Annotated in this window: 21 protein-coding genes and 2 pseudogenes; 18 read left to right on the top strand and 5 right to left on the bottom strand. The window is 41.3% G+C overall.

Going from position 1 to position 23011, the window contains the following annotated elements; genetic code table 11:
• From WKT11_RS19965 to WKT11_RS05910, 12 genes and pseudogenes are all read left to right on the top strand, one after another.
• Positions 1 to 190 (top strand): annotated as a pseudogene (locus WKT11_RS19965) (hypothetical protein); the annotation flags it as partial.
• A pseudogene (locus WKT11_RS05960) lies at positions 164 to 314 on the top strand (toxin-antitoxin system HicB family antitoxin); the annotation flags it as partial. The pseudogenes WKT11_RS19965 and WKT11_RS05960, both read left to right, overlap by 27 nt.
• 285 nt (positions 315 to 599) lie before the next feature.
• A complete protein-coding gene (locus WKT11_RS05955; RefSeq protein ID WP_117674674.1) occupies positions 600 to 1922 on the top strand; it encodes a glutamine synthetase family protein in 1323 nt (440 codons plus the stop codon).
• Between the two features lie 137 nt (positions 1923 to 2059).
• A complete protein-coding gene (locus WKT11_RS05950) occupies positions 2060 to 2614 on the top strand; it encodes an ANTAR domain-containing response regulator (RefSeq protein WP_055153468.1) in 555 nt (184 codons plus the stop codon).
• Between the two features lie 394 nt (positions 2615 to 3008).
• On the top strand, positions 3009 to 4340 hold the full coding sequence (gene aspS / locus WKT11_RS05945; RefSeq protein WP_117674675.1) for an aspartate--tRNA(Asn) ligase: 1332 nt from the start codon (positions 3009 to 3011) through the stop codon (positions 4338 to 4340).
• Positions 4341 to 4458: 118 nt separating this feature from the next.
• A complete protein-coding gene (gene gatC, locus WKT11_RS05940) occupies positions 4459 to 4752 on the top strand; it encodes an Asp-tRNA(Asn)/Glu-tRNA(Gln) amidotransferase subunit GatC (RefSeq protein WP_019161228.1) in 294 nt (97 codons plus the stop codon).
• A gap of 11 nt (positions 4753 to 4763) precedes the next feature.
• Positions 4764 to 6233, top strand: a complete 1470-nt coding sequence (gene gatA, locus WKT11_RS05935) for an Asp-tRNA(Asn)/Glu-tRNA(Gln) amidotransferase subunit GatA (protein WP_117674676.1) — start codon at positions 4764 to 4766, stop codon at positions 6231 to 6233.
• Positions 6230 to 7672: an Asp-tRNA(Asn)/Glu-tRNA(Gln) amidotransferase subunit GatB gene (gatB, locus tag WKT11_RS05930; protein WP_278277946.1), complete on the top strand. Its 1443-nt coding sequence runs from the start codon at positions 6230 to 6232 to the stop codon at positions 7670 to 7672. Before gatA ends, gatB begins: the two co-directional genes overlap by 4 nt.
• 367 nt (positions 7673 to 8039) lie before the next feature.
• Positions 8040 to 9254, top strand: a complete 1215-nt coding sequence (locus WKT11_RS05925; RefSeq protein WP_117674678.1) for an LL-diaminopimelate aminotransferase — start codon at positions 8040 to 8042, stop codon at positions 9252 to 9254.
• Positions 9255 to 9582: 328 nt separating this feature from the next.
• Positions 9583 to 9909 (top strand): cupin domain-containing protein, encoded by a 327-nt coding sequence (locus WKT11_RS05920; RefSeq protein ID WP_117674679.1) that lies wholly within the window; start codon positions 9583 to 9585, stop codon positions 9907 to 9909.
• A 4-nt stretch (positions 9910 to 9913) separates the two neighbouring features.
• Positions 9914 to 11182: a M18 family aminopeptidase gene (locus WKT11_RS05915; RefSeq protein WP_117674680.1), complete on the top strand. Its 1269-nt coding sequence runs from the start codon at positions 9914 to 9916 to the stop codon at positions 11180 to 11182.
• A gap of 17 nt (positions 11183 to 11199) precedes the next feature.
• On the top strand, positions 11200 to 12021 hold the full coding sequence (locus WKT11_RS05910) for a Cof-type HAD-IIB family hydrolase (RefSeq protein ID WP_117674681.1): 822 nt from the start codon (positions 11200 to 11202) through the stop codon (positions 12019 to 12021).
• Between the two features lie 95 nt (positions 12022 to 12116).
• Here the strand turns inward: WKT11_RS05910 and WKT11_RS05905 are convergent, their stop codons facing one another.
• Positions 12117 to 13061: an AEC family transporter gene (locus tag WKT11_RS05905; RefSeq protein WP_117674682.1), complete on the bottom strand. Its 945-nt coding sequence runs from the start codon at positions 13059 to 13061 to the stop codon at positions 12117 to 12119.
• A 136-nt stretch (positions 13062 to 13197) separates the two neighbouring features.
• Here WKT11_RS05905 and WKT11_RS05900 point away from each other — a divergent pair, with 136 nt between their 5' ends.
• From WKT11_RS05900 to ilvC, 3 genes are all read left to right on the top strand, one after another.
• Complete coding sequence (locus WKT11_RS05900; protein ID WP_178760864.1) at positions 13198 to 14250, top strand: tyrosine-protein phosphatase; 1053 nt, start codon at positions 13198 to 13200, stop codon at positions 14248 to 14250.
• Between the two features lie 188 nt (positions 14251 to 14438).
• Entirely contained in the window at positions 14439 to 14936 is a 498-nt protein-coding gene (gene ilvN / locus WKT11_RS05895; protein WP_117674683.1) for an acetolactate synthase small subunit, read from the top strand.
• A gap of 136 nt (positions 14937 to 15072) precedes the next feature.
• Positions 15073 to 16092, top strand: a complete 1020-nt coding sequence (gene ilvC, locus WKT11_RS05890; protein ID WP_055153673.1) for a ketol-acid reductoisomerase — start codon at positions 15073 to 15075, stop codon at positions 16090 to 16092.
• A 147-nt stretch (positions 16093 to 16239) separates the two neighbouring features.
• Here ilvC and WKT11_RS05885 read toward each other — a convergent pair whose 3' ends face one another.
• The gene (locus WKT11_RS05885) at positions 16240 to 16767 is read right to left on the bottom strand and encodes a hypothetical protein (protein ID WP_117674684.1); all 528 of its coding nucleotides are present in this window, start codon (positions 16765 to 16767) and stop codon (positions 16240 to 16242) included.
• Between the two features lie 227 nt (positions 16768 to 16994).
• Between WKT11_RS05885 and WKT11_RS05880 the strand changes: the two genes are divergently transcribed.
• Complete coding sequence (locus WKT11_RS05880) at positions 16995 to 17180, top strand: hypothetical protein (RefSeq protein ID WP_117674685.1); 186 nt, start codon at positions 16995 to 16997, stop codon at positions 17178 to 17180.
• 13 nt (positions 17181 to 17193) lie between these two features.
• On the opposite strand, the gene WKT11_RS05875 is transcribed toward WKT11_RS05880, so the two are convergent.
• From WKT11_RS05875 to WKT11_RS05865, 3 genes are all read right to left on the bottom strand, one after another.
• Positions 17194 to 17928 (bottom strand): LytR/AlgR family response regulator transcription factor, encoded by a 735-nt coding sequence (locus tag WKT11_RS05875; protein ID WP_118247438.1) that lies wholly within the window; start codon positions 17926 to 17928, stop codon positions 17194 to 17196.
• A gap of 92 nt (positions 17929 to 18020) precedes the next feature.
• Positions 18021 to 18977 (bottom strand): sensor histidine kinase, encoded by a 957-nt coding sequence (locus tag WKT11_RS05870; RefSeq protein ID WP_243009654.1) that lies wholly within the window; start codon positions 18975 to 18977, stop codon positions 18021 to 18023.
• A 621-nt stretch (positions 18978 to 19598) separates the two neighbouring features.
• Entirely contained in the window at positions 19599 to 20231 is a 633-nt protein-coding gene (locus WKT11_RS05865; protein ID WP_117674688.1) for a helix-turn-helix transcriptional regulator, read from the bottom strand.
• A gap of 304 nt (positions 20232 to 20535) precedes the next feature.
• Between WKT11_RS05865 and hydA the strand changes: the two genes are divergently transcribed.
• Together hydA and yedF are read left to right on the top strand one after the other, a co-directional pair.
• Complete coding sequence (hydA, locus tag WKT11_RS05860) at positions 20536 to 21909, top strand: dihydropyrimidinase (RefSeq protein ID WP_117674689.1); 1374 nt, start codon at positions 20536 to 20538, stop codon at positions 21907 to 21909.
• Between the two features lie 249 nt (positions 21910 to 22158).
• A complete protein-coding gene (yedF, locus tag WKT11_RS05855; RefSeq protein WP_118247436.1) occupies positions 22159 to 22773 on the top strand; it encodes a sulfurtransferase-like selenium metabolism protein YedF in 615 nt (204 codons plus the stop codon).
• The last annotated feature ends 238 nt before the right edge of the window (positions 22774 to 23011 follow it).

Genomic DNA, 23011 nt, shown 5'->3' with positions numbered 1-23011 from the left:
ATCCCTAAAGGCAGTGGGAGGAGCTTATGACAAACGAAAAAATTTATTTATGAATGTTCCGAGAAGTGGAAGCAGTCATTATACATTTAAAAAGTCTGGATGTATGCCTATTACAATACCAAAACATGAGCCGATAAAGAAAGTATATGTAGAAATGGTAAGGGAAATAGTAGAAAGTGCAATTTCAAATGCCCTGGATGAAAAAAAAGCATGGCTTGAAGCTGCATTAGAAGAAGGGGTAGAAATCCATGAACCGAGGGAATCAGTATTGCGTATATCTTCTTTCGAGGAATGATGCGGTATTCTCAAAATAGCAATTATATGTAAGCAGCAAAGCATGTTATTGAGAGCGGAATGCACAGTAACATGGAAAGAGCCGATGAAAAAATAAGCAGTTGACAAAGAACAGGTACATTGTTATAATTGCCTACATGAACAAAGGCGTTCTTTCTATAGAAAAGTAACTGTAGAAAGTGCGCCATTTTTTATATCATTATATCAAAAGAATCTATAAAATTTCCAGACAGGACAAAACTGTATCGAAGAATTATTAAGAATGCAAAAACAGCAGAAATTATGCTGACAAGGAGTGAGTGAAAATGGGGAATTATACCAGAGAAGAAATATTACAGATGGCTGAGGAGGAAGACGTGGAATTTATCCGTCTCCAGTTCACAGATATGTTCGGAACGCTGAAAAACATCGCCATAACTGCCCGGGAACTTCCCCGTGCACTGGATAACCGATGTATCGTAGATGGTTCCTTTATAGCAGGAATCGCAGGAGAGTCTGAACCGGATATGTATTTAAGACCGGATCTTGACACTTTTGCAATCCTTCCGTGGAGACCACAGCAGGGAAAAGTTGCCAGACTGTTATGCGACATCTATTGTCCGGACGGAACCCCTCATGAGAGAAGTCCGAGATATATTCTGAAGAAAACTGCCCGGGAGGCAAAGAAGGAGGGATATACCTGTCTGGTAGATCCGGAATGTGAATTTTTCCTTTTTCATACAGATGATAACGGAGTTCCGACCACTGTAACACATGAGAAGGCAGGATATCTGGATGTCAGTCCTGTGGATCTAGGTGAAAACGCAAGACGTGATATTGTATTAAATCTGGAAGACATGGGAATTGAGGTGGAATCCTCCCACCATGAAACTGCACCTGCCCAGCATGAAGTAGATTTTAAATACGGTGAAGTGCGTACTATTGCAGATAGGGTTATGTCATTCAAAATGACAGTCCGTACTATTGCCAAGCGTCATGGCCTTCATGCGACTTTTATGCCGAAACCGCGGGCAGAAGTAAACGGCTCTGGAATGCACATTCATTTCTTCTTATTTAAAGATGGAAGAAATGTATTCGTCAATCCGGGAAATCCCCAGGAATTAAGTGAAGAAGCTTATTACTTTGTAGGTGGTCTTCTGGCTCACAGCAAAGAGATGGCACTGATCACCAATCCTATTGTAAATTCCTATAAACGTCTGGTTCCCGGATATGAAGCACCGACAGAACTGACATGGACAAAGAATAACCAGAATTCCCTGGTAAGAATTCCGGGATCCAGAGGTATGGAAACAAGGATCGAGCTGAGAAGTCCGGATGCAGCAGCAAATCCGTATCTGGTATTTGCAGTATGTCTGGCAGCAGGACTGGATGGAATCCATAAGAAGATTTATCCGACCAAGTCCTCCAGCAGAGAGCTATCTGAAACAGACCAGAAAACAATGAAGATTGAGAATCTTCCGGGAAATTTAAACGAAGCAATTGATTACTTTGAACAGAGTGACTGGATCAAAGAAGTACTTGGAACAGAATTTTGTAAAGAATACGCAGCAGCCAAGAAAAAAGAATGGCTGCGTTATACAAGAGAAATTTCAGCTTGGGAAATCGAGGAATACTTATACAGAATTTAACCGAATCAAGTAAGTCCCCTGTGGAGATTGCGAATATCCGCTTGATCAAAATCAAGCAAGTCCCCTGCGGAGGTTGCGAAAAGCAATAAGCAGTGGGTGGGGACTCAGGCTGTAACAGAAAGAGGAGAGGCAGAGTTATGAGCAGCAGCATTGTGATTGCGTTACCGAAAATCGAAGACGCAAAGAAAATCCGCACAATACTTAACAGACATGGGCTCACAGTAGCCTCTGTCTGCAGCTCTGTCTCTAATGCGCTGGCCAGTATCTCAGAGCTTGACAGTGGTGTCCTGATATGTGGGTATAAGTTGACAGATGCCTATTATAAAGACGCTCTCGATGACCTGCCACAGTATTTTGAAATGCTGCTTCTGGCTTCTCAGCGTATTATAGATGAAGCACCGAATTCTGTCAGCACTGTCCAGATGCCGATGAAAGCAAGCGTACTGATAGATACGGTCAATGACATGCTCTATCACCTGGAACGCCGGATAAAAAAAGAAAAGAAGAAACCAAAGCCCAGATCAGAAAAAGAACAGAATTATATCTCGAATGCCAAACGCCTTCTGATGGAAAAAAACCAGATGACAGAAGAGGAAGCATATCGACACATCCAGAAATGCAGCATGGATTCAGGAACCAACATGGTAGAAACCGCACAGATGTTGCTTATGCTGATGTATGATGAAATCTGATTTTTCAAACACGTTCTAAATAAAATATCCGAAAATAATAAGGAAAATTTTGTAAAAAATGACGATATTATTTTGACAGAATATGTGGTAATATAAAAAATATTTTTTTGTTCATATCAAGTTAGAGGCAAAATACATTTTGGCCCTAACATCATATTATATATAGAAAGAATATAAACAAACATAAAATAGATAATAACGGGAAGAATGATTACAAAGGCGTAATCAGAGAGTCCAGGGGATAAGTGTCTCCGGATTTTCTGATTACGCCTTTTTGATATTCCGGGGTTCAAGGTCAGAAAGTCGTTCGTGCCTGCACGAAAAGACTTTTGAACATGAAACTCATAGAGATATCACAAAGGTTTTCAGAAATGAAGAAATGGAGGATGAGGAAATGGAATTTATGGATGGAACATGGAAAAAAGAAATCAATACCTGGGAGGAACTCGTAGGTAATAATCTCCTGAACCAGGAAGCCGTAATCGAAGGCGCTGTTCACAGCATCCGTAATATGGGTGATGTGGCATTTATCATTCTTAGAAAAAGGGAAGGTTTATTCCAGACAGTCTATGAAAATGAAATGGCAAATGTTTCCATTCATGAATTGAAGGAAGCAATGACGATCAGGGTGAAGGGAATCCTGCATGAAGAAGAGAGAGCACCCCACGGAAGAGAACTTCGTATCCGTCATATTGATATCTTATCAACACCTGCAGAGCCCCTTCCAATGGCAATCGACAAATGGAAGCTGAACACTTCTCTGGAAGCAAAATTAAACTACAGACCGATTTCCCTGAGAAACATTCAGGAGCGTTCCAAATTTAAAATCCAGGAAGCATTGACAAAAGCATTCCGTGATTATCTCTACGGACAGGGATTCACAGAAATCCATACTCCGAAGATCGGAGCCAGAGGAGCAGAGGGTGGAGCAAACCTTTTCAAATTCAGCTACTTCCACAAACCTGCAGTACTTGCGCAGAGCCCACAGTTCTACAAACAGATGATGGTTGGCGTATTTGACAGAGTATTTGAGACAGGTCCTGTATTCCGTGCTGAGAAACATAACACCAAACGTCACTTAAACGAATATACCAGTCTGGACTTCGAGATGGGATATATTGACAGCTTCGAAGAAATTATGGCAATGGAAACAGGATTCCTGCAGTATGCCATGAACCTTCTGAAAACAGAATATGCAAAAGAAGTACAGATCCTGAAGCTTGAAATCCCGGACGTGTCCAAAATCCCGGCAGTCCGTTTTGACGTAGCCAAAGAACTGGTGTCACAGAAATACAACCGTAAGATCAGAAACCCATTTGACCTGGAGCCGGAAGAAGAAGCATTGATCGGACAGTATTTCAAAGAAGAATATGGCTCAGATTTCGTATTTGTCACACATTATCCGTCAAAGAAACGTCCATTCTATGCAATGGATGATCCGGAAGACGCAAGATTTACCTTAAGCTTTGACCTGTTATTCAAAGGCCTTGAGATTACAACAGGCGGACAGCGTATCCATGATTACAACATGCTGGTACAGAAGATTGAAGACAGAGGTATGACACAGGAAGGTATGGAACAGTATCTGGATACCTTTAAACATGGCATGCCGCCTCACGGTGGTCTGGGAATCGGTCTGGAACGTCTGACCATGCAGCTTATCGGCGAAGAGAATGTTCGTGAAACCTGCCTCTTCCCGCGAGATATGAACCGACTGGAGCCGTAAATGAGTCAGAAATTTGGAAAGCTGTCTATATATTGACCGGAAGCGGCAGATTGATTCCGGGAAGAAAGAAATAAAAGCAATATAGAATGCTATAGACAGCATATATAAGGAGAAAATCATGGCAAAGATCATAGATGATGAAACAATGGAAAATGTCTGCATCCTGGCCAAGCTTTCCCTCTCAGAAGAAGAAAAGGAAAAAGCAAAAGCCCAAATGCAGAAAATGCTTGATTATGTAGAGAAACTGGATGAACTGGATACATCGGAAGTAGAGCCTATGTCCCATATTTTCCAGGACGAAAATGTATTTCGTGAGGATGTTGTCACAAATGGAGACAACAAAGAAGCAATGCTGGCAAATGCACCGAAAGCAAAAGAAGGACAGTATCAGGTTCCGAAAACCATAGGATAGGAGACAGGACAATGGAGTTGGAGAAATTAACAGCCCTGCAGCTTGGGGAAAAAATAAAACAGCGTCAGGTCAGCGTCCTGGATGGAGTAAAAACTGTTTTTGAACAGATTGAGAAACAGGATTCAGAAGTACACGCTTATCTTGACACATATAGAGAAGAAGCATATAAACGTGCAGAAGAAGTACAAAAAGGCATTGAGGACGGTACTTATACCAGTCCTCTTGCAGGTGTACCGATTGCGATTAAAGATAATATCTGTATTAATGGAAAGAAAACTACCTGTGCATCAAAGATTCTCGAGAATTTTGTGCCGCAGTATAATGCAGAAGTTATTGACCGTCTGGAAAGAGCCGGACTGGTCATTATCGGAAAAACAAATATGGATGAATTTGCCATGGGAAGTACCACAGAAACTTCTGCTTATGGCATTACCAGAAACCCATGGAATTTAGAACATGTACCGGGCGGATCTTCCGGTGGATCCTGTGCAGCAGTGGCAGCAGGAGAAACTTACCTGGCACTCGGCTCTGATACTGGTGGTTCTATCCGGCAGCCAAGTTCTTACTGTGGCGTGACCGGAATCAAGCCAACATATGGAACGGTATCCCGTTACGGTTTGGTAGCTTACGCATCCTCTCTGGATCAGATTGGTCCGGTTGGCAAAGATGTAGCTGACTGCGCAGCCCTTCTGGAAATTATTGCAGGACATGATGAAAAAGACAGCACATCCATGAAAAGAGAAGACCTGCAGTTCTCCAAAGAACTGACAGGAGATGTCAAAGGTATGAAATTTGGTGTTCCGGAAGAATATCTTGCAGAAGGACTTGATCCGGAAGTAAAAGCATCCTTTATGGGCGTACTTGATACTCTTAAAGAGATGGGCGCAGAAGTAGAATTCTTTTCCATCAAGACTATGGAATATATGATTCCTGCCTATTATATTATCGCCAGTGCAGAGGCAAGTTCCAACCTGGAACGTTTCGATGGCGTAAAGTATGGTTATCGTGCCGCAGAATATGACGGTCTCCACGATATGTACAAAAAGACAAGAACAGAAGCTTTCGGAGAGGAAGTAAAACGTCGTATCATGCTTGGTTCTTTCGTGTTAAGCTCCGGTTATTATGATGCATATTATCTGAAAGCGCTCCGTACTAAAGCACTGATCAAAAAAGAATTTAACGAGGCATTCAGTAAATATGATGTACTTCTTGCACCTGCATCTCCATTTACGGCACCGAAAATCGGAGAGAGCTTAAAAGACCCTCTTGCCATGTACCTTGGAGATATTTACACAGTAGCAGTTAACCTCTGCGGCCTTCCGGGAGTCACAGTCCCATGTGGAAAAGACAGCAAAGGTCTTCCAATCGGTATCCAGATGATCGGAGACTGCTTCATGGAGAAGAAAATTCTGCGTGCAGCACACGCTTATGAAACCAGCCGCGGCTCCTTTGCCGTACCAGGAGAAGGAGGCATCAGATAATGAAACAGTACGAAACAGTCATTGGACTTGAGGTCCATGTAGAACTCGCCACAAAAACAAAAATTTTCTGCGGCTGCTCCACAGAATTCGGAGGAGCACCCAATACACATACATGCCCGGTCTGCACAGGTATGCCGGGTTCCCTTCCTGTACTGAATAAGAAAGTAGTAGAATTTGCCCTGAAAGCAGGGCTTGCAGCTAATTGCCAGATTAATCAGTACTGCAAATTTGACCGTAAAAACTATTTCTACCCGGATAACCCGCAGAACTATCAGATCTCTCAGCTGTACCTGCCAATCTGCCATGATGGCTGGGTAGAGATTGAAACCTCTGCAGGGAAAAAGAAAATCCGCATTCATGAAATGCATATGGAAGAGGATGCAGGTAAACTGATCCATGATGAATGGGAAGACTGCTCTTTGGTAGACTATAATCGAAGCGGTGTACCGCTGATTGAGATCGTATCTGAGCCGGATATGAGAAGCTCAGAGGAAGTAATCGCCTATCTTGAAAAACTCCGCTGTATGATGCAATATCTGGGTGTATCAGACTGTAAGCTTCAGGAAGGTTCCATGCGTGCAGACGTTAACCTTTCTGTCCGTGAAGTAGGAGCAGAAGAATTCGGAACCAGAACAGAGATGAAGAATCTGAACTCTTTCAAAGCCATTGCCAGAGCAATCGAAGGCGAAAGAGAACGTCAGATTGAACTGATCGAAGAAGGCAAGGCAGTTACACAGGAAACACGCCGCTGGGATGACAACAAAGAATATTCCTATGCCATGCGTTCTAAAGAAGATGCCAAAGACTACAGATATTTCCCTGACCCTGATCTGCCTCCGATTCATATTTCTGATGCATGGATCGAAAAAATCAAGGCAGAGCAGCCGGAGCTTCGCGAAGCAAAACAGGCCCGCTATCAGGAAGAATACGGACTTCCGGCTTATGACGCAGGAATCCTTACAGAATCCCGTCATCTGGCAGGACTTTTCGAAGAAACAGCAGCTATTTACGGAAATGCCAAGAAAACAGCAAACTGGTTTATGGGTGAGGTACTCCGCCTGATGAAAGATAAAGCTATGGATCCGGAACAGGTATCTTTCTCACCGAAACATCTTGCAGATCTTCTGGTAATGGTAGAAAAATCCGAAGTCAGCCCCCAGAATGCCAAGAAAGTTTTTGAGAAAGTCTTTGCGGAAGACATTGATCCTGTAGCCTACATTGAGGAACATGGTCTGAAGATTGTAGAAGACACAGGACTTCTGGAAGAAACCATCAACAGGATCCTGGATGCTAACCCAGGACCACTTTCAGAACTTCTGGGAGGTAAAGATAAAGTTATGGGCTTCTTTGTAGGCCAGATCATGAAAGAGATGAAAGGCAAGGCAAATCCTGCAAGTGCGCGCGAGACACTTATGAAAGAAGTAGAGAAGCGTAAATAAAATAAATCACCCCGGACATTATGCCCGGGGTAAAAAATGTTATTGTTCACTCTGTTCACAGCAACACGCTTCGCGATGCACAGAATTTATGCTAATCGCATAAATTCGCGCAGTATGTCTCGGGTTTTCTGTGACCTTCGCTCACAAAAAACACCTCGCGGGATATTAGCAGTGAACAGTAATGTTAATATTAAAAATTATGCTCAGAAAATACTTTGGGGCTTTACATTGCTAAATAATTAAGTATAATAAAACTCGAATAAAACATATTTGAAGAAAAGACACAAACAGAAATGGAAAGGCAAAGCAGCAGCCTGCTGTAGACAGGTATATAAAAACTGCGAAACATGCCAGGGAGGAAATCAAAATGGTAACAGTAAACCACAACTATCTGAAATTACCGGGAAGCTATCTGTTTTCCACAATTGCAAAAAAAGTAAAAGCATATAAAGAAGCCAACTCACAGGCAAACGTGATCTCACTGGGAATCGGTGACGTAACTCAGCCTCTGGCTCCGGCAATCATTGAGGCACTTCATAAATCTGTAGATGAAATGGGTGATGCAGCTACTTTTCATGGCTATGCACCAGATCTTGGTTATGAATTCTTAAGATCTGCCATTGCAAAGAATGACTACAAAGACAGAGGATGCGACATTGAAGCAGACGAAATCTTTGTCTCTGACGGTGCAAAGAGCGATTCCGGAAATATCCAGGAAATCTTCGGACTGGATAACAAGATTGCAGTGTGCGACCCTGTATATCCTGTATATGTAGATACAAACGTAATGGCAGGCCGTACAGGAGAATACAACAAAGAACGTGGTAACTTTGATAACGTAATCTATATGCCATGTACAGAAGCCAACGGCTTCCTTCCGGAATTCCCTGAAGAAGTACCGGATCTTATCTACCTTTGCTTCCCGAACAACCCAACCGGTGGTGCCATCACCAAACCGCAGCTTCAGGAATGGGTAGATTATGCAAATAAAAATGGCTCCGTCATTATCTATGATGCAGCATATGAAGCATACATTTCCGAAGAAAATGTACCGCACAGCATCTATGAGTGTGAAGGAGCAAGAACCTGCGCCATCGAACTGCGCAGCTTCTCCAAAAATGCAGGTTTTACAGGTGTCCGCCTCGGCTTTACAGTTGTACCAAAGGATCTGGTTCGTGACGGCGTAGATCTTCACAGTCTCTGGGCAAGACGCCATGGCACAAAATTCAACGGTGCTCCATACATCGTACAGCGTGCAGGAGAGGCTGTATACTCTCCGGAAGGAAAAGCACAGCTGAAAGAACAGGTAGGTTACTACATGAGTAACGCCAAAGCCATCTACGAAGGTCTGGCATCAGCAGGCTATTCCGTATCCGGTGGTGTAAATGCTCCGTATATCTGGCTGAAAACACCGGATAAGATGACTTCCTGGGAGTTCTTTGACTATCTTCTTGAAAAAGCTAATATCGTAGGAACTCCGGGTTCCGGATTTGGTGCTCATGGGGAAGGTTTCTTCAGACTTACTGCGTTTGGAACACATGAGAATACTTTAGAGGCAATTGAGAGAATTAAAAACTTATAAATAGAATAATTTGGTAAGGGACGCCCGGGACGGGATGTTGTTTTTGTGCTTAGTTTCAGAACCATTGTATTTCTAAGCATTTGGAAAGCCGCTAAAACCATTCAGAAATTGCTCAAACTCGCTTCGCTCAGACACGTGAGCAATTTCTGAATAACGCGTCTTCCCAAATACTAAGAACTACAATGAACCTTCAAATGCGCACAAAAACAACATCCCGTCCCGGGCTGGTTCTAATACTTTATTTTGCTATTTCACCGAAACAGTGATATGATAGAAACTGTTATTAGAAAAGAAGTTAAATAAAAATGTTATACAGGAGGACAACACAATGAAAATCAGACGCGAAGAACATATGGCAGGTGGAAATGGTCACGTAATTATCAAAGAAATCCTTGACGCAGAGCAGTTAAACGGCAAATGCGGCCTTTATGCACAGGTGACTCTTGAGCCGGGATGTTCACTTGGATATCATGAACATCATGGTGAAAGTGAAACTTATTATATTATCCAGGGCCAGGGTGAATATAACGACAATGGTAAATACCGCCCGGTAAAAGCCGGAGATATCACTTTCACACCAGACAATCATGGTCATGGTCTTGCCAATACAGGAAATACAGACCTTGTATTTATGGCGCTGATTATCAAGGACTGATAGCATGTACAAAAAAACAGCAAAAAAACTTTTAAAATTTATCCAGAAGAGTCCGACCGCGTTTCAGGCAGTCGAAGAAATGAGCCAGAGACTGCAGAAGGAAGGCTTTAAGGAATTAAAAGAAGAGAAACACTGGGATTTGAAAGCTGGCGGAAACTATTTTGTAACCAGAAATCACTCTGCTGTCATAGCTTTCAGCATTCCAAAGAAACCGGCATGGAAATTTCACATTATGGCGAGTCACAGTGATTCTCCGGCATTAAAGATCAAAGAGAATCCTGAGATGGAAGTGGAGAAAGCATATATCAAGCTGAACGTAGAGCGCTACGGTGGCATGCTTCTTGCTCCATGGTTTGACAGACCGTTGTCCGTGGCAGGTCGTCTGATCGTGCGCAAAAACGGAGAGATTCAGGAGAAACTTGTTGCTGTGGATAAGGATCTTCTGGTTATTCCGAATCTTGCGATTCATATGAATCGTGAGGTGAATGACGGCTATAAATACAATGTACAGAAAGATATGCTGCCTCTTTACAGTGATTATGATGGTAAAGGCAGTTTTATGAAGCTTATGGCTGCAGAGGCAGATGTGGCAGAAGAGGATATTCTTGGTCATGATCTCTTTTTATATGACAGGACTCCGGGAACGGTCTGGGGTGCGAATGAGGAATTTATCTCTGCGCCGAGACTGGATGATATTCAGTGTGCATTTGCATCTCTGGAGGGATTTCTGCGTGGAGAGCGCAAGGAAAGTATTGCGGTGCATTGCGTGCTGGATAATGAGGAAGTGGGCAGCACTACGAAACAGGGGGCTGCGTCTACTTTCCTGAAGGATACGTTGATGAGGATTAATATGGGACTTGGCAGAACGCAGGAGGAATATCTGATGACTCTTGCAGACAGCTTTATGGTTTCAGCGGACAATGCTCACGCACTTCATCCAAATCATACGGACAAAACAGATCCGGTAAACCGCCCGGTATTAAATGGCGGAATTGTGATCAAATATAATGCAAATCAGAAATACTGTACAGATGGTGTTTCTGCCGCAATCTTTAAAGACATCTGTGACAGAGCAGAAGTGCCGTATCAGACATTTGTAAACCGTTCCGATATGGCAGGCGGTTCAACGCTTGGAAATATTTCCAATACACAGGTGCCGATGAAAACAGTAGATATCGGCCTTGCCCAGCTTGCCATGCATTCTGTATATGAGACTACAGGTGCAAAGGATACCGAGAGCCTTGCAAAGGCAGCAGCAGTACTGTTTGCATAAATAGAGGAGAACAGCACATGAGCAGAAGTACAGAGAAAAAAGCAGTATTTTTTGACGCAGACGGAACTCTCTGTGATATGGAAAAGGGAGTTCCTGCCAGCACTAAAGAAGCACTGAAAAAGCTAAGAGAAAACGGCCATGAAGCCTGGCTTTGTACAGGAAGAAGCAGAGCTTTTGTATCCTGGTATCTGGAAGAACTTCCCTTTACAGGAATGATCAGTGCTTGCGGAGCAACCATAGAAAAAGATGGAAAGCGCCTGTTTAATAAAGAAATGACGCCGGAAGTTGCGAAACTGTCTGTGGAAATTCTTCGTAAATACGGTCTGGTTCCTGTGATGGAAGGCGCAGATTTCATGTATTATGACAAAGATGAGTATAATACAGATATCAATTGGTATTGTGACTTAATCACAGAGTCCCTCGGATCAAAATGGAGACCAATCAGAGGAAATGAAGACTGTATGAAGATCAATAAGATCAGTGCCAAGATGGTGAAGGGCTGCGATGCAGAAGCTGCGTGCAGGGAGCTTGGCGAATATTATGACATTATCCGTCATGAGAGCAATTCCGGAATCGCAGGAACGACGATTGAACTGGTTCCGAAAGGATTTAACAAAGCAGTGGGAATTGCCGCAGTCTGTAAACTCTTTGATATCCCATGGGAAGATACGATCATATTCGGAGACAGCAATAATGATCTGGCGATGTTTGAATACGCAGCTGTGAAAGTTGCGATGGGAAATGGTTCAGAGAAGATAAAAGCACTGGCAGATTATATCACGCAGGATATGTTCCATTACGGAATCCGGAATGGTCTTGAATATCTGGGACTTATATAAGCCGGATAAAAATCATTCCGGATATTGTCTGATAGAGGCAGCGAATGAAAAAGAGTACTGAAAAATATAAAAGCAATAAAAAAAGAAGCCTGGGATTAAATAAGTCCCAGGCTTCTGCATATATAAAGCCAGATTGTCATGGTAAACGAACTGAACAGAGTGGTAGTCATAACGACACCGGAGGTAAAATCTCCATCGTAATTCATGTTCTTTGCCATGATATAGCAGCTTACAGTTGTGGCAGAACCCAGCATGATAATGATCGCTACCAGCATATCATGGGAAAAGCCAAGCATCACGGCAATCGGAAGAAATACTGCCTCATATCCTGCCAGCTTTAAGAAAGTACAGGCAATCAGCGGTTTTGGTCTTGCAAATGCCTTGCCGAATTTCAATGCGCCGCCCATGGCCATCAGTCCAAGAGGAGTAGCTGTTTTTCCGAGATTATTTACGGAAGTTTCGAGAATCGCCGGCATCGGGAAATGCAGTAATGACCATATCATACCGGTCAGAATTCCGAGGATGATAGGATTTGTGGCGATTCCTTTTAGAGTTTTGATAAGTTTTGCCGTATCAAGCTTTCCACCGCCGGGAGCGAAGAGCGAAAGTGTTGTGACGGCCATGATATTGTAAAGAGGCACGCTTCCGATGATCATAAGCGGAGCCATTCCGGCGTTTCCGTAGAGATTCTGGATAATGGCAATACCAAGGATCGCTGCACTGCTTCGGTAAGATGCCTGGATAAATTCACCCTGAATGTTGCGCGGCTTCAGCAGATAAGAAAGTCCTGTGGAGATTCCGATGCTGATCAGGGTTACAAAGAAACAGAATAATACGAACTTTGTATTCCAGACACTGTAGAAATCAGATTTCGCAATGTCCAGAAACAAGAGAGCGGGCAATGCGGCATTAAATACAAATTTGTTTAACCGGCTGACAAAAATGTCATCAAAAAGCCCGATCCGCCTGAAAAAAAGTCCCAGCATCAATGTCAGAAAGATGGGAATCGTGGCGTTAAGACAGAAAACAAGATTTTCCATAATTATGTATCCTTTCAGAAGAATAACTAGATTATAAACGATTGACAGGAATTGTCAAATCAGGATTTCTATGCTATCCTAAAAAAGAGATTGTTATGAAAAAACAATAAAACCGTAGATAGTGGAGTGGTGGAACATGAAGTACGGAAAAATACGAATTGAAGATGGATTTCTGGTTTTTACCAGACACATGATGATAAACAGCCTTCCATGCAAAGACATCGTATGGGCTTATATGAGAAAAGAGGGCTCAGATGAGGGCGATGACAGGCAGCTGAGTGTGAATTATCTTGTAATCGTTACCAGACGTAAGAAAAGATACAAATTTGATATGACAGAGAAGGAAATCTATGAGTGCATCCGAATTCTTAGAATCTTAAACCCGGATATGGCGTCCGGATTTCCAAAGGGAGGAAGAATCCTTCTTCAGAGCCTTTCGAATACCAGGGATCTTGGTGCGATTGCGACTGCGGATGGCAGACATATTCTGCCAAGACGGCTTTTAAGAAGCGGGGAGTTATACCATCTGTCCAACGCAGACAAGACCAGACTGGTGGAAGAATATAATCTGAAAATAATTATTGACCTGCGCTCTTCAGTGGAACGTAAGTGCAGACCGGATACGATCATGGCAGATGTGGAGTACTATCATGTGCCAGTCGTAGATGAAGCTATACAGAAGATCAGCAACAAAGAAGAACTTCTGGACTGGCTGGATAAAATGCCGGATGATGTAGAAATGTATATGCGGACACAGTACAGAAATTTGTGCGAAGATCAGCTGGTGTTGAAACAATATGCCAGGTTTATAGATATTCTTTTCCAGCAGGAGACAGGAGCCGTTCTCTGGCACTGTGAGACAGGAAAAGATCGCACCGGACTCGGAACGGCATTTCTTCTGAGCCTGCTTGGCGTTGAGGACCGGATCATCTATGAAGATTATCTGCGCACGAACCGGTATCTGGCAAAGGATTTCCTATATATGCAGAGACTTCTGCAGACCTGGCCGGAAGCAGATGAAAATATGCAGAGAAAACTGCAGACCTTTTATGAAGTAAAAGAGGAATATCTCAGAATCGTATTTGAAATGATAAAGCTGAAATATGGCTCTATGGAAAAGTTTTTCCAGGAGGTATTTTATCTGAAACCAAAGATGGTGGAAGAACTCAGGGACAAGTATCTGATATAGACAGAAAAAATGTTACTGTTCGCTTCTTGCCCGGTAACGAAAAAATCTACAAAAGCTGTCATAGAAAGACATTTGTTTTTGTGTGAAAAATTTATTGACAAAATTATGATTATTGATATAATGATAACCATACGAGCTATTTATTATATTAACGTGCTGAAAGGATGCACGATGGAAGCAGGTGGAACATGCAGAAGAGAGTATTATCCCTGTTAGTAGATAACACAGCAGGTGTAACAACCAGAGTATCTGGACTATTCAGCCGCAGAGGCTACAACATCGACAGCATTACCGGAGGTGTGACAGCGGACGAACGCTTTTCCAGAATTACCGTTGTGTGCAGCGGGGATGAACTGATCCTGGAACAGATTACGAATCAGCTTGCCAAGCTTGTAGATGTAAGAGAAATCAAGATTCTTGAACCGGATAACAGTGTATGCCATGAATTACTGATGATTAAAGTGGCAGCGAAGCCGGAGCAGAGACAGAGTCTTATTTCCATTGCGGATGTTTTCCATGCAAAGGTTGCAGACGTAAGTGTGGATTCCATGATTCTGGAGATGACAGGCAATTACAAGAAACTGGAAGCATTCCTTGAACTGATGGGAGATTATGAAATTCTTGAACTTGCACGTACCGGAATGACCGGACTGTCAAGAGGTTCGGAGGATGTTACTTATCTGTAAGAGTGAATGAGAGAGTGTTATTTAAATATTTACATATTTACATATCTCAGGGAACAGAATATATTTTGTTAAGTTTGCTAGGGGCCTAGATCCCTTAACGATAAATTTTTTTTACGATTAGCAGGAGGAAAATAAAATGGCTAACAAGATTTTTTATCAGGAAGATTGTAATTTAAGCTTACTGGATGGTAAGAAAATTGCAATTATTGGATACGGAAGCCAGGGACATGCACATGCTCTGAACTTAAAGGAATCCGGATGTGATGTCATTATCGGTCTGTACGAAGGCAGCAAATCCTGGAAGAGAGCTGAAGAGCAGGGCTTTAAGGTATATACAGCAGCAGAAGCAGCTAAACAGGCTGATATTATCATGATTCTTATCAACGATGAATTACAGGCTAAGCTTTACAAAGAATCCATTGAGCCAAATCTTGAGGAAGGTAATATGCTGATGTTCGCTCATGGTTTCAACATTCACTTCGGATGCATTAAACCACCAAAGAATGTTGATGTTACTATGATCGCTCCTAAAGCACCTGGTCACACAGTAAGAAGTGAGTATCAGGCTGGAAAAGGAACACCTTGTCTTATCGCTGTAGAGCAGGATTATACAGGAAAAGCTCAGGATCTTGCACTGGCATATGGTCTTGGAATCGGCGGAGCAAGAGCTGGTCTTCTTGAAACTACATTCCGTGTAGAGACAGAGACAGACCTCTTCGGTGAGCAGGCTGTACTTTGCGGTGGTGTTTGCGCACTTATGCAGGCAGGTTTCGAAACACTTGTTGAAGCTGGTTATGATCCAAGAAATGCATACTTTGAATGTATTCATGAAATGAAACTGATCGTAGACCTGATCTATCAGTCAGGATTCGCAGGAATGAGATATTCTATCTCCAACACTGCTGAATATGGCGATTACATCACAGGACCTAAGATCATCACAGAAGATACAAAGAAAGCTATGAAGAAAATTCTTTCTGATATCCAGGATGGTACATTTGCAAAAGACTTCTTACTTGATATGTCTGATGCAGGTGCACAGGTTCACTTCAAAGCTATGAGAAAGAAAGCTTCCGAGCATCAGTCTGAAAAAGTTGGCGAAGAAATCCGTAAACTTTACAGCTGGAATGGTGAAGACAAACTCATCAACAACTAATCTGAATATGATTAAATTAAAATCCCTCGCCATTAAGCGGGGGATTTTTTTAATAAATTTTGTTATTAATGATATTCTTAAGTTTGTCAGAAGCATTTATTTGTCCTTTGATTCAATTGTAAATATTCATCGGCAATAGACTTAAGGTTATAATTCTATGATCTGTCCCTTTTCTACATCATATCTGCAGTATTTACCGTTTTTGGAAATAAATGGCTGATATGTATTTGTTTTATTATCTTTCAGGTATACAATTCCGGTAGCAATCATTTCAACTAATGAGAAGCGCTCGCTGAGACTGGAGATCCACTTATATGTTTTATTCTTTGAAGAACTTGTCATGACCATATTGTAAGTATGTCCGTCTTCGGATGCTTCAAGAGAAAAATATACTTTCTCGGCTTTGTCAGGGGCATCGAAAACCTGGCTTGTAATATAGGAAGAGAAATTAGTCTCTACGAATTTACGGAAAGATTTCATATCGTAAGTAATTTTAGACACTTCATCTGTAATCTTATCTCCACGTTCCAGTCGTGTTTTGATAATCTTCAATACTTCTACAGTCCAGTTGATAAATGAAATACTGCTGTAGTTCATGCTCTCCATTAATTCAGCAATCAGATTCTTTGAAAGAGTGTTAGAGCGCACCGCTTCGTCATATAGTTCTTTGTTCATAACATTTTCCCTCTTTTTCATTATATTTTGGCATTTCCGCATATTTTTATGTTATACTGATTATAAATCTGTTTGTAATAAAATGCAATAAAAATACGAAATTAAATGGAAAAATTGTGAATATTGCTACAATTTTAACGAGATAAGAGAAAATTTGACATAGACATCAAGTCAGGGAGAAAAGATCTTTTTACCTTAACATTATTATATGAGATAGGAGAAGAATTATGGAAATTGAAGAAGAATTTATTTCGGGATTTTGTAGAACGTGTAATGGGGCGCAGACGGTTTGCTGCGAGTATACTGTAGAAGGAGGCAAAAGAACATTAACATTTATGGACTGTGCACATGACAGATGTGTAAATCATGCTGCCTGTGAAATTTATAAACAGGCGCATGAGATGGAAAAGTAAAGAACTAATCAAATTAATCAAGAGTTGTGAAATTTGTTCCTGAGTCAAACATAAATGCAAAATATGCATCCTTAAATGCGGCGTAGCTGTTCCTGGAAATTGGGACAGAGGAAGAAAATGCAGTAGTAATCTGTGTTCTTGTGAACTGCCGGATGCGTGAAAGGTTTACAATATAACTGCGGTGACACTTAAAGAACCCCTTTTCAGGGGTAAAGATCCCTTCGCATTTCGAAAACTGTTCACGTAGTTTTTGGACTTTTCCGTCAGAGAGATATACCAGCACCCATTTATTCTGTGCTTCCAGATAATCTACATCATTGAGTGCTATTTTACAGAAACCGTTTGCGGTATGTGCAGTAAAAGTTTCGGCAGAGCTTTCAAAATTCTTCAGAAAATCATCCAGGACAGAGAAGAGCTTCCGGCTGTCTATTGGTTTAAGCAGGTAATTTAAAGCTTTTACTTCATAAGATTCCAAAGCGAAATCCCTCGATGAGGTTAGAAAGATAAGTGGAACAGTAATACCCTCACTTCTAAGCTCTCTGGCTGTATCCAGCCCATTTAGTAACGGCATGATAATATCCAGAATGATCAGATCCATAGAAGTATGTTTCAAAGCAAGAAGCAGATCGTCTCCATTGGAATATTGATACAAGGTAAAAGACAGATCGTGTCTGACCGCCCAGTGCGTCAGAAGAGAGCGTATTTCCTGAATGGAAGATAGTTCATCATCACAGATTGCTATTTTCATAAATTATAAGACCTTTCTATAAGATTATGTAAAACCATTTTATAGCAACTCCGGTATTTTTCCGGAATTGCTAAAATCTGTATACCAAAACATCAGATGATAATTCTCAGAACAAAGCAATGTTCAGAGACAGAAAAATGACATTGTCCATGTAACTGCTCAACGTAATAAATGATGCTTTTTACTCCGATTCCATGTCCATCTCTGTTGGAAACAGGAACACCATCAACAAACTCCGGAATTTTCTCTACAGGATTTTCGAGCTGGATCAGCAGATGTTCTTTTTTCTGAGAAACAATAAGTCTGGCCCGCTTTGAAACAATGTTCATCTGTTCCAGAGCATGCATGGCATTCTCCAGTGCGTTTGACAGGATCGTACAGACTGCAATGTCAGAACAGGGAAGTTCTTTTGATGTGGAAATATTACATTCAAGAGAGAAGCCCTTATCTGTGAAACGAGAATGATAAATAGAGATTACGGAATTTAACATTTCATTTCTGGAATAGTTGGAAATAATCGTATCATCGTATGCAGAGCTGATTTCTTTGATATATTCCTGTACTTTTTCTGAATGTCCATTTTGTAGCTGAGTCAGAATGATATTCAGATGATGGCGCATATCATGTCGAAGGATCGCAAGTTTCTGGCTGCTTATTTTTACCTGTTCGATTTCTTTTTGCATGGACTGAACCTGAATTTCACGAAGCGTGCTGTATTGTTTTAATTCCTGTTTGTTTTCATATTCCCGGAAGTAGATTATGAGAAATGCGAGATAAGCGTTACAGAAAGCAAATCCCATAAATTCAACTACTGCCTTATTTCCGGAATAAAGCAGACTGGAAAATTTGGTAGAGGCATAATCAAAAATATAATAAACAAAAGGCAGAAAACCTATGATGCAAAGTTCTCTTGGCTCTTTGGAAAAGAGTGTCCGGGTGGAGCGGAATACATATTTGTACAGAAGGATAAATGTGGCAAGTGTAGTCAGGATTCTTGCAGTATAATAACACCATTGGGCTTCTGTTATTTGTAGAGCGAATAATCCCATCCAGTTACTCACCTGACAGCATAGGTATGCGGAGAAAACGGAAACTGCGGAAGAGATTAAAGGATACTTGTAATAAAAAGTCAGGAATAAGATCAAAGGAAAATGTACGATCAAAGGATAAGACTGATTGGCAAGTGTTTCCCCGAATATCAGAAAATCAATAATATATAACGATCCCTGTCCGCAAAACAGCAGAAATAAAGTCAGGATATTTTTGCGTCTGGGTTTCACCCCAAGAAAAAAAGCGGAACAAAAAATCCCGAAAAGCATGATAGTTATATTGTGAATAGCAGATAAAACCTGCACCAGCATAACAGCACCTCCATTCATCTGTAACTCCGACGAAAATCAGGTGCATTGCCAATGCCTGACAGAAAATTCCCTATCAGCCGGAATATTATTATATGGAATATCATAATATATGTTCAGTATAAAAGATTCCCAAATCAAACACAACCCCTTATCCCCTAATTTGCTTACCATTTATACCATATAGTTACCATTCGCGCCAAAAAGAAAAAATGATTTCCTGCCATGATATTATAAATTATCCTCTGGTTCCTGGATATATAGAAAAAAACTCCCTGAGATACTGCAAAAACAGTATTCCAGGGAGTTTTTCTATTTGTTTACATCAATATAACTGTATAACGTATATTTGGAGATGCCAAAGTAATTTGCAACTTTATCTCCGGATTTGGTGATAAGGAATGCACCTGCATCATTTAAGAATTGAATAGCAGTAACTTTATCTTCCTTATTCATCAGAGCTACAGGTTTACCGACAAGTGCAACAGACTCTTCAATCAGATGGTCAAGAAGATCATTAACGTTGTGAGTGATTTCTTTCGGCTTTTCTTCTTTGTCTTCAGGAGTGACAAGAGAATGAAGTGCGGACTCGATCATGGTAAGTTTGGTGATATCATAATTGATTCCGAAAACATAGTGAAGAGTGCCGTCATCGTCATGGATGTAGGAGGTGCTGCATTTAAGAATCTTGCCGTCGGAAGTTTTCATCAAATAACCGGTATGGTCTTCCGGGGCTTTTCCTTTCTCCTGATTACGGATCGCATCAAAAACCGCGCTGGATGGTCCGTCTCCGATATCTCTGTTTGTAACATGCCCGTTTACAATATACACGATAGAATGCTCTGGTTCTGAAGTCTTCAGGTCATGGATTACTACTTCACAGTCAGGCCCGAACTGAGATGCGATATCAGCGGCGATTTGTTTTAATACAGTAAGTCGTCCCATTTAATTCCCTCCTAAATGAAATGATTTTTTGTTACTGTTCATGTGTTGGATTGCCAAAAGCAGAGACAGAATGAACAGCAAGATGTACGAAAACTGCACGTTTTCTATATTTTAACATAAAAAAATAAAAATAAAAAGAGTGTTAAAAAAATAAATATGAATACCTAAAAGAATTTGTGAATATTCTCTGAAAAGATTGAAGTGTCATTTAAATGGTGGTATATTTTACACATAAATAGTTGCTGTTCATTACAGGCAGTAACAGTAATTCTTAAATACAAAAAAAGAAAGGGGTGGCAAAAAAGTGAAAACTTTATTGAAAAATGGTACGGTAGTATCGGGGGATATGTCTGTCAGGGAAGATGTTCTGATAGATGGAGAGAAAATCGTAAAGGTAGGACAGAATCTGGAGTCAGAGGATGCCCGGGTTGTTGATGTCAGTGGGAAATTACTCTTCCCGGGATTTATTGATGGACATACACATTTTGACCTGGAAGTGGCAGGTACAGTAACTGCGGATGATTTTGAGACAGGTACAAAAGCTGCGATTGCAGGCGGAACGACTCTGGTGATTGATTATGCATCTCAGGACAAAGGCGGACATACTCTTAAAGAAGGTCTTGAAAAATGGCATAAGAAAGCGGATGGAAAATGTTCCTGCGATTATTCGTTCCATATGTCTGTTGTAGAATGGAATGAAGAAACGGAGAAAGAAATTCAGGATATGATCAATGAAGGAATCACCAGCTTTAAGCTTTATATGACATATCCGGCGATGATCGTAGATGACGGTGATCTTTATAAAATTATTAAGAAATTAAATGAATACGGATGTTTTGCGGGAGTACACTGTGAAAATGCAGGAGCGATTGATGCGTTAATCGCGGAGGCGAAGAAAGAAGGGCGATTTGGACCTGAGAATCATCCCCTGGTACGTCCGGACATCATGGAAGCGGAGGCAGTTCACCGCCTTCTGGTGATTGCAGATGCAGCAGATGCACCGGTTATGGTGGTTCATTTGACGAACAGGAAAGCTTTTGAAGAGGTGATGCGTGCCAGAATGAATGGACAGAAGGTATATGCAGAAACCTGTCCGCAGTATTTGCTTCTGGATGACAGTGTATATTCCAAACCAGATTTTGAGGGTGCGAAGTATGTGTGCGCACCTCCAATCCGTAAGAAAACAGATCAGGACTGTCTCTGGAAAGCGCTGGCAAACGGTGATATCCAGACGGTTGCCACAGACCAGTGCAGTTTTACCATGGAGCAGAAAGCGCTAGGCAAAGATGATTTCACAAAGATTCCGGGAGGGCTTCCCGGAGTGCAGACAAGAGGAACTTTACTCTATACATATGGCGTTCGTACCGGCAAAATCACACAGGAACAGATGTGCCGTTTGTTAAGTGAAAATGCGGCAAAGCTTTATGGCGTTTATCCGAAGAAGGGTGTGATACGTGAAGGCAGTGATGCAGATATTGTTGTATTTGACCCGGAGAAAGAAAACGTGATTTCTGCTAAGACACATCTTTATAATACAGATAACAATCCATATGAGGGATTTAAACTTCATGGGGATGTTGACAGCGTTTACTTAAGAGGCGCGCATGTGGTACAGAATGGAAAGGTGCTCGTGGAGAAAGCCGGTAAATATATTAAACGTGGTAAGAAGTTGCTGTGATGGAGTGGAAAGATATAGAATAATGGTAACTATTCAGCAGTCTACTATCCCGCGAGGTGTTTTGGCATGAACATGCCAAAATCCCGAGACATACAAGTCAAAATCCCATCGCCAAAGGCGATTTTTAATGGATTTTGACTCGTAACTGTGAAGGTACTGAACAGTTACGAATAATGAATTTGAACATATAAAATTGCGTTCTGGCAAGGCTGTATGTTGAAAGAATAAATAATTAAGAGGTGACCCAAAATGAGACATGAAGTAGACGCAATGGGAAAGCAGTGTCCAATCCCGGTAGTAATGACAAAGAAAGTAATTGACAAGGCAGCAATCGGTGATGAAATTGAGATTCTGGTTGATAATGAAACTGCAGTAAACAATCTGAGCAGACTTGCAAATAAAACAGGATGCACATTTGTGTCAGAGAAGTTGGAGGATAAGAAATACCAGGTAAAAATGACTGTTCAGACAGAGCAGGCGGGTGGAGATGTAAATGAAGAAGAATTCGTATGCGAGACACCACATAAAAAAGTGACAGTAGCTGTAATCTCATCTAATGTTATGGGGAATGGTGATGATGAACTTGGTAAGATTCTGATCAAGGGATTTATCTATGCGCTTTCTCAGATGGATACACATCTGGATACAATTCTCTTCTATAATGGAGGAGCTAAACTTACGACAGAAGGTTCTGAGAGTATTGAAGATCTGAAAAAGATGGAAGAAGAGGGAGTAGAAATTCTGACTTGTGGTACCTGCCTGAAACATTACGGACTGATGGATAAGCTGATGGTTGGTAAGGTTACAGACATGTATACGATTGCTGAGCGTATGACAGGTGCAGACAAGGTGATTCGCCCATAACTCGCTCATAATTATAAATAAAGAAAGAATTCAGTCTGGTGCCTGAAAGATTCTCTGTAGTGATTAAATTCCTGTGATATAAACAACCATCATGTGTATGTCTGTTTAAAACAGAAGCATACATATGATGGTTTTGTAAATCAATTATATTTTGCAGAATGCATTTTTAACCAAATCAAGGAAGTCCCCTGCTTCAATTGTGAATATCCTATGACTATGACTAGGATGCGTTGGGCGT

This window comes from Blautia sp. HCN-1074 (genome assembly GCF_037890165.1).
GTDB lineage: Bacteria > Bacillota > Clostridia > Lachnospirales > Lachnospiraceae > Blautia_A.
This window is presented reverse-complemented; position numbering and strand designations above follow the sequence as displayed.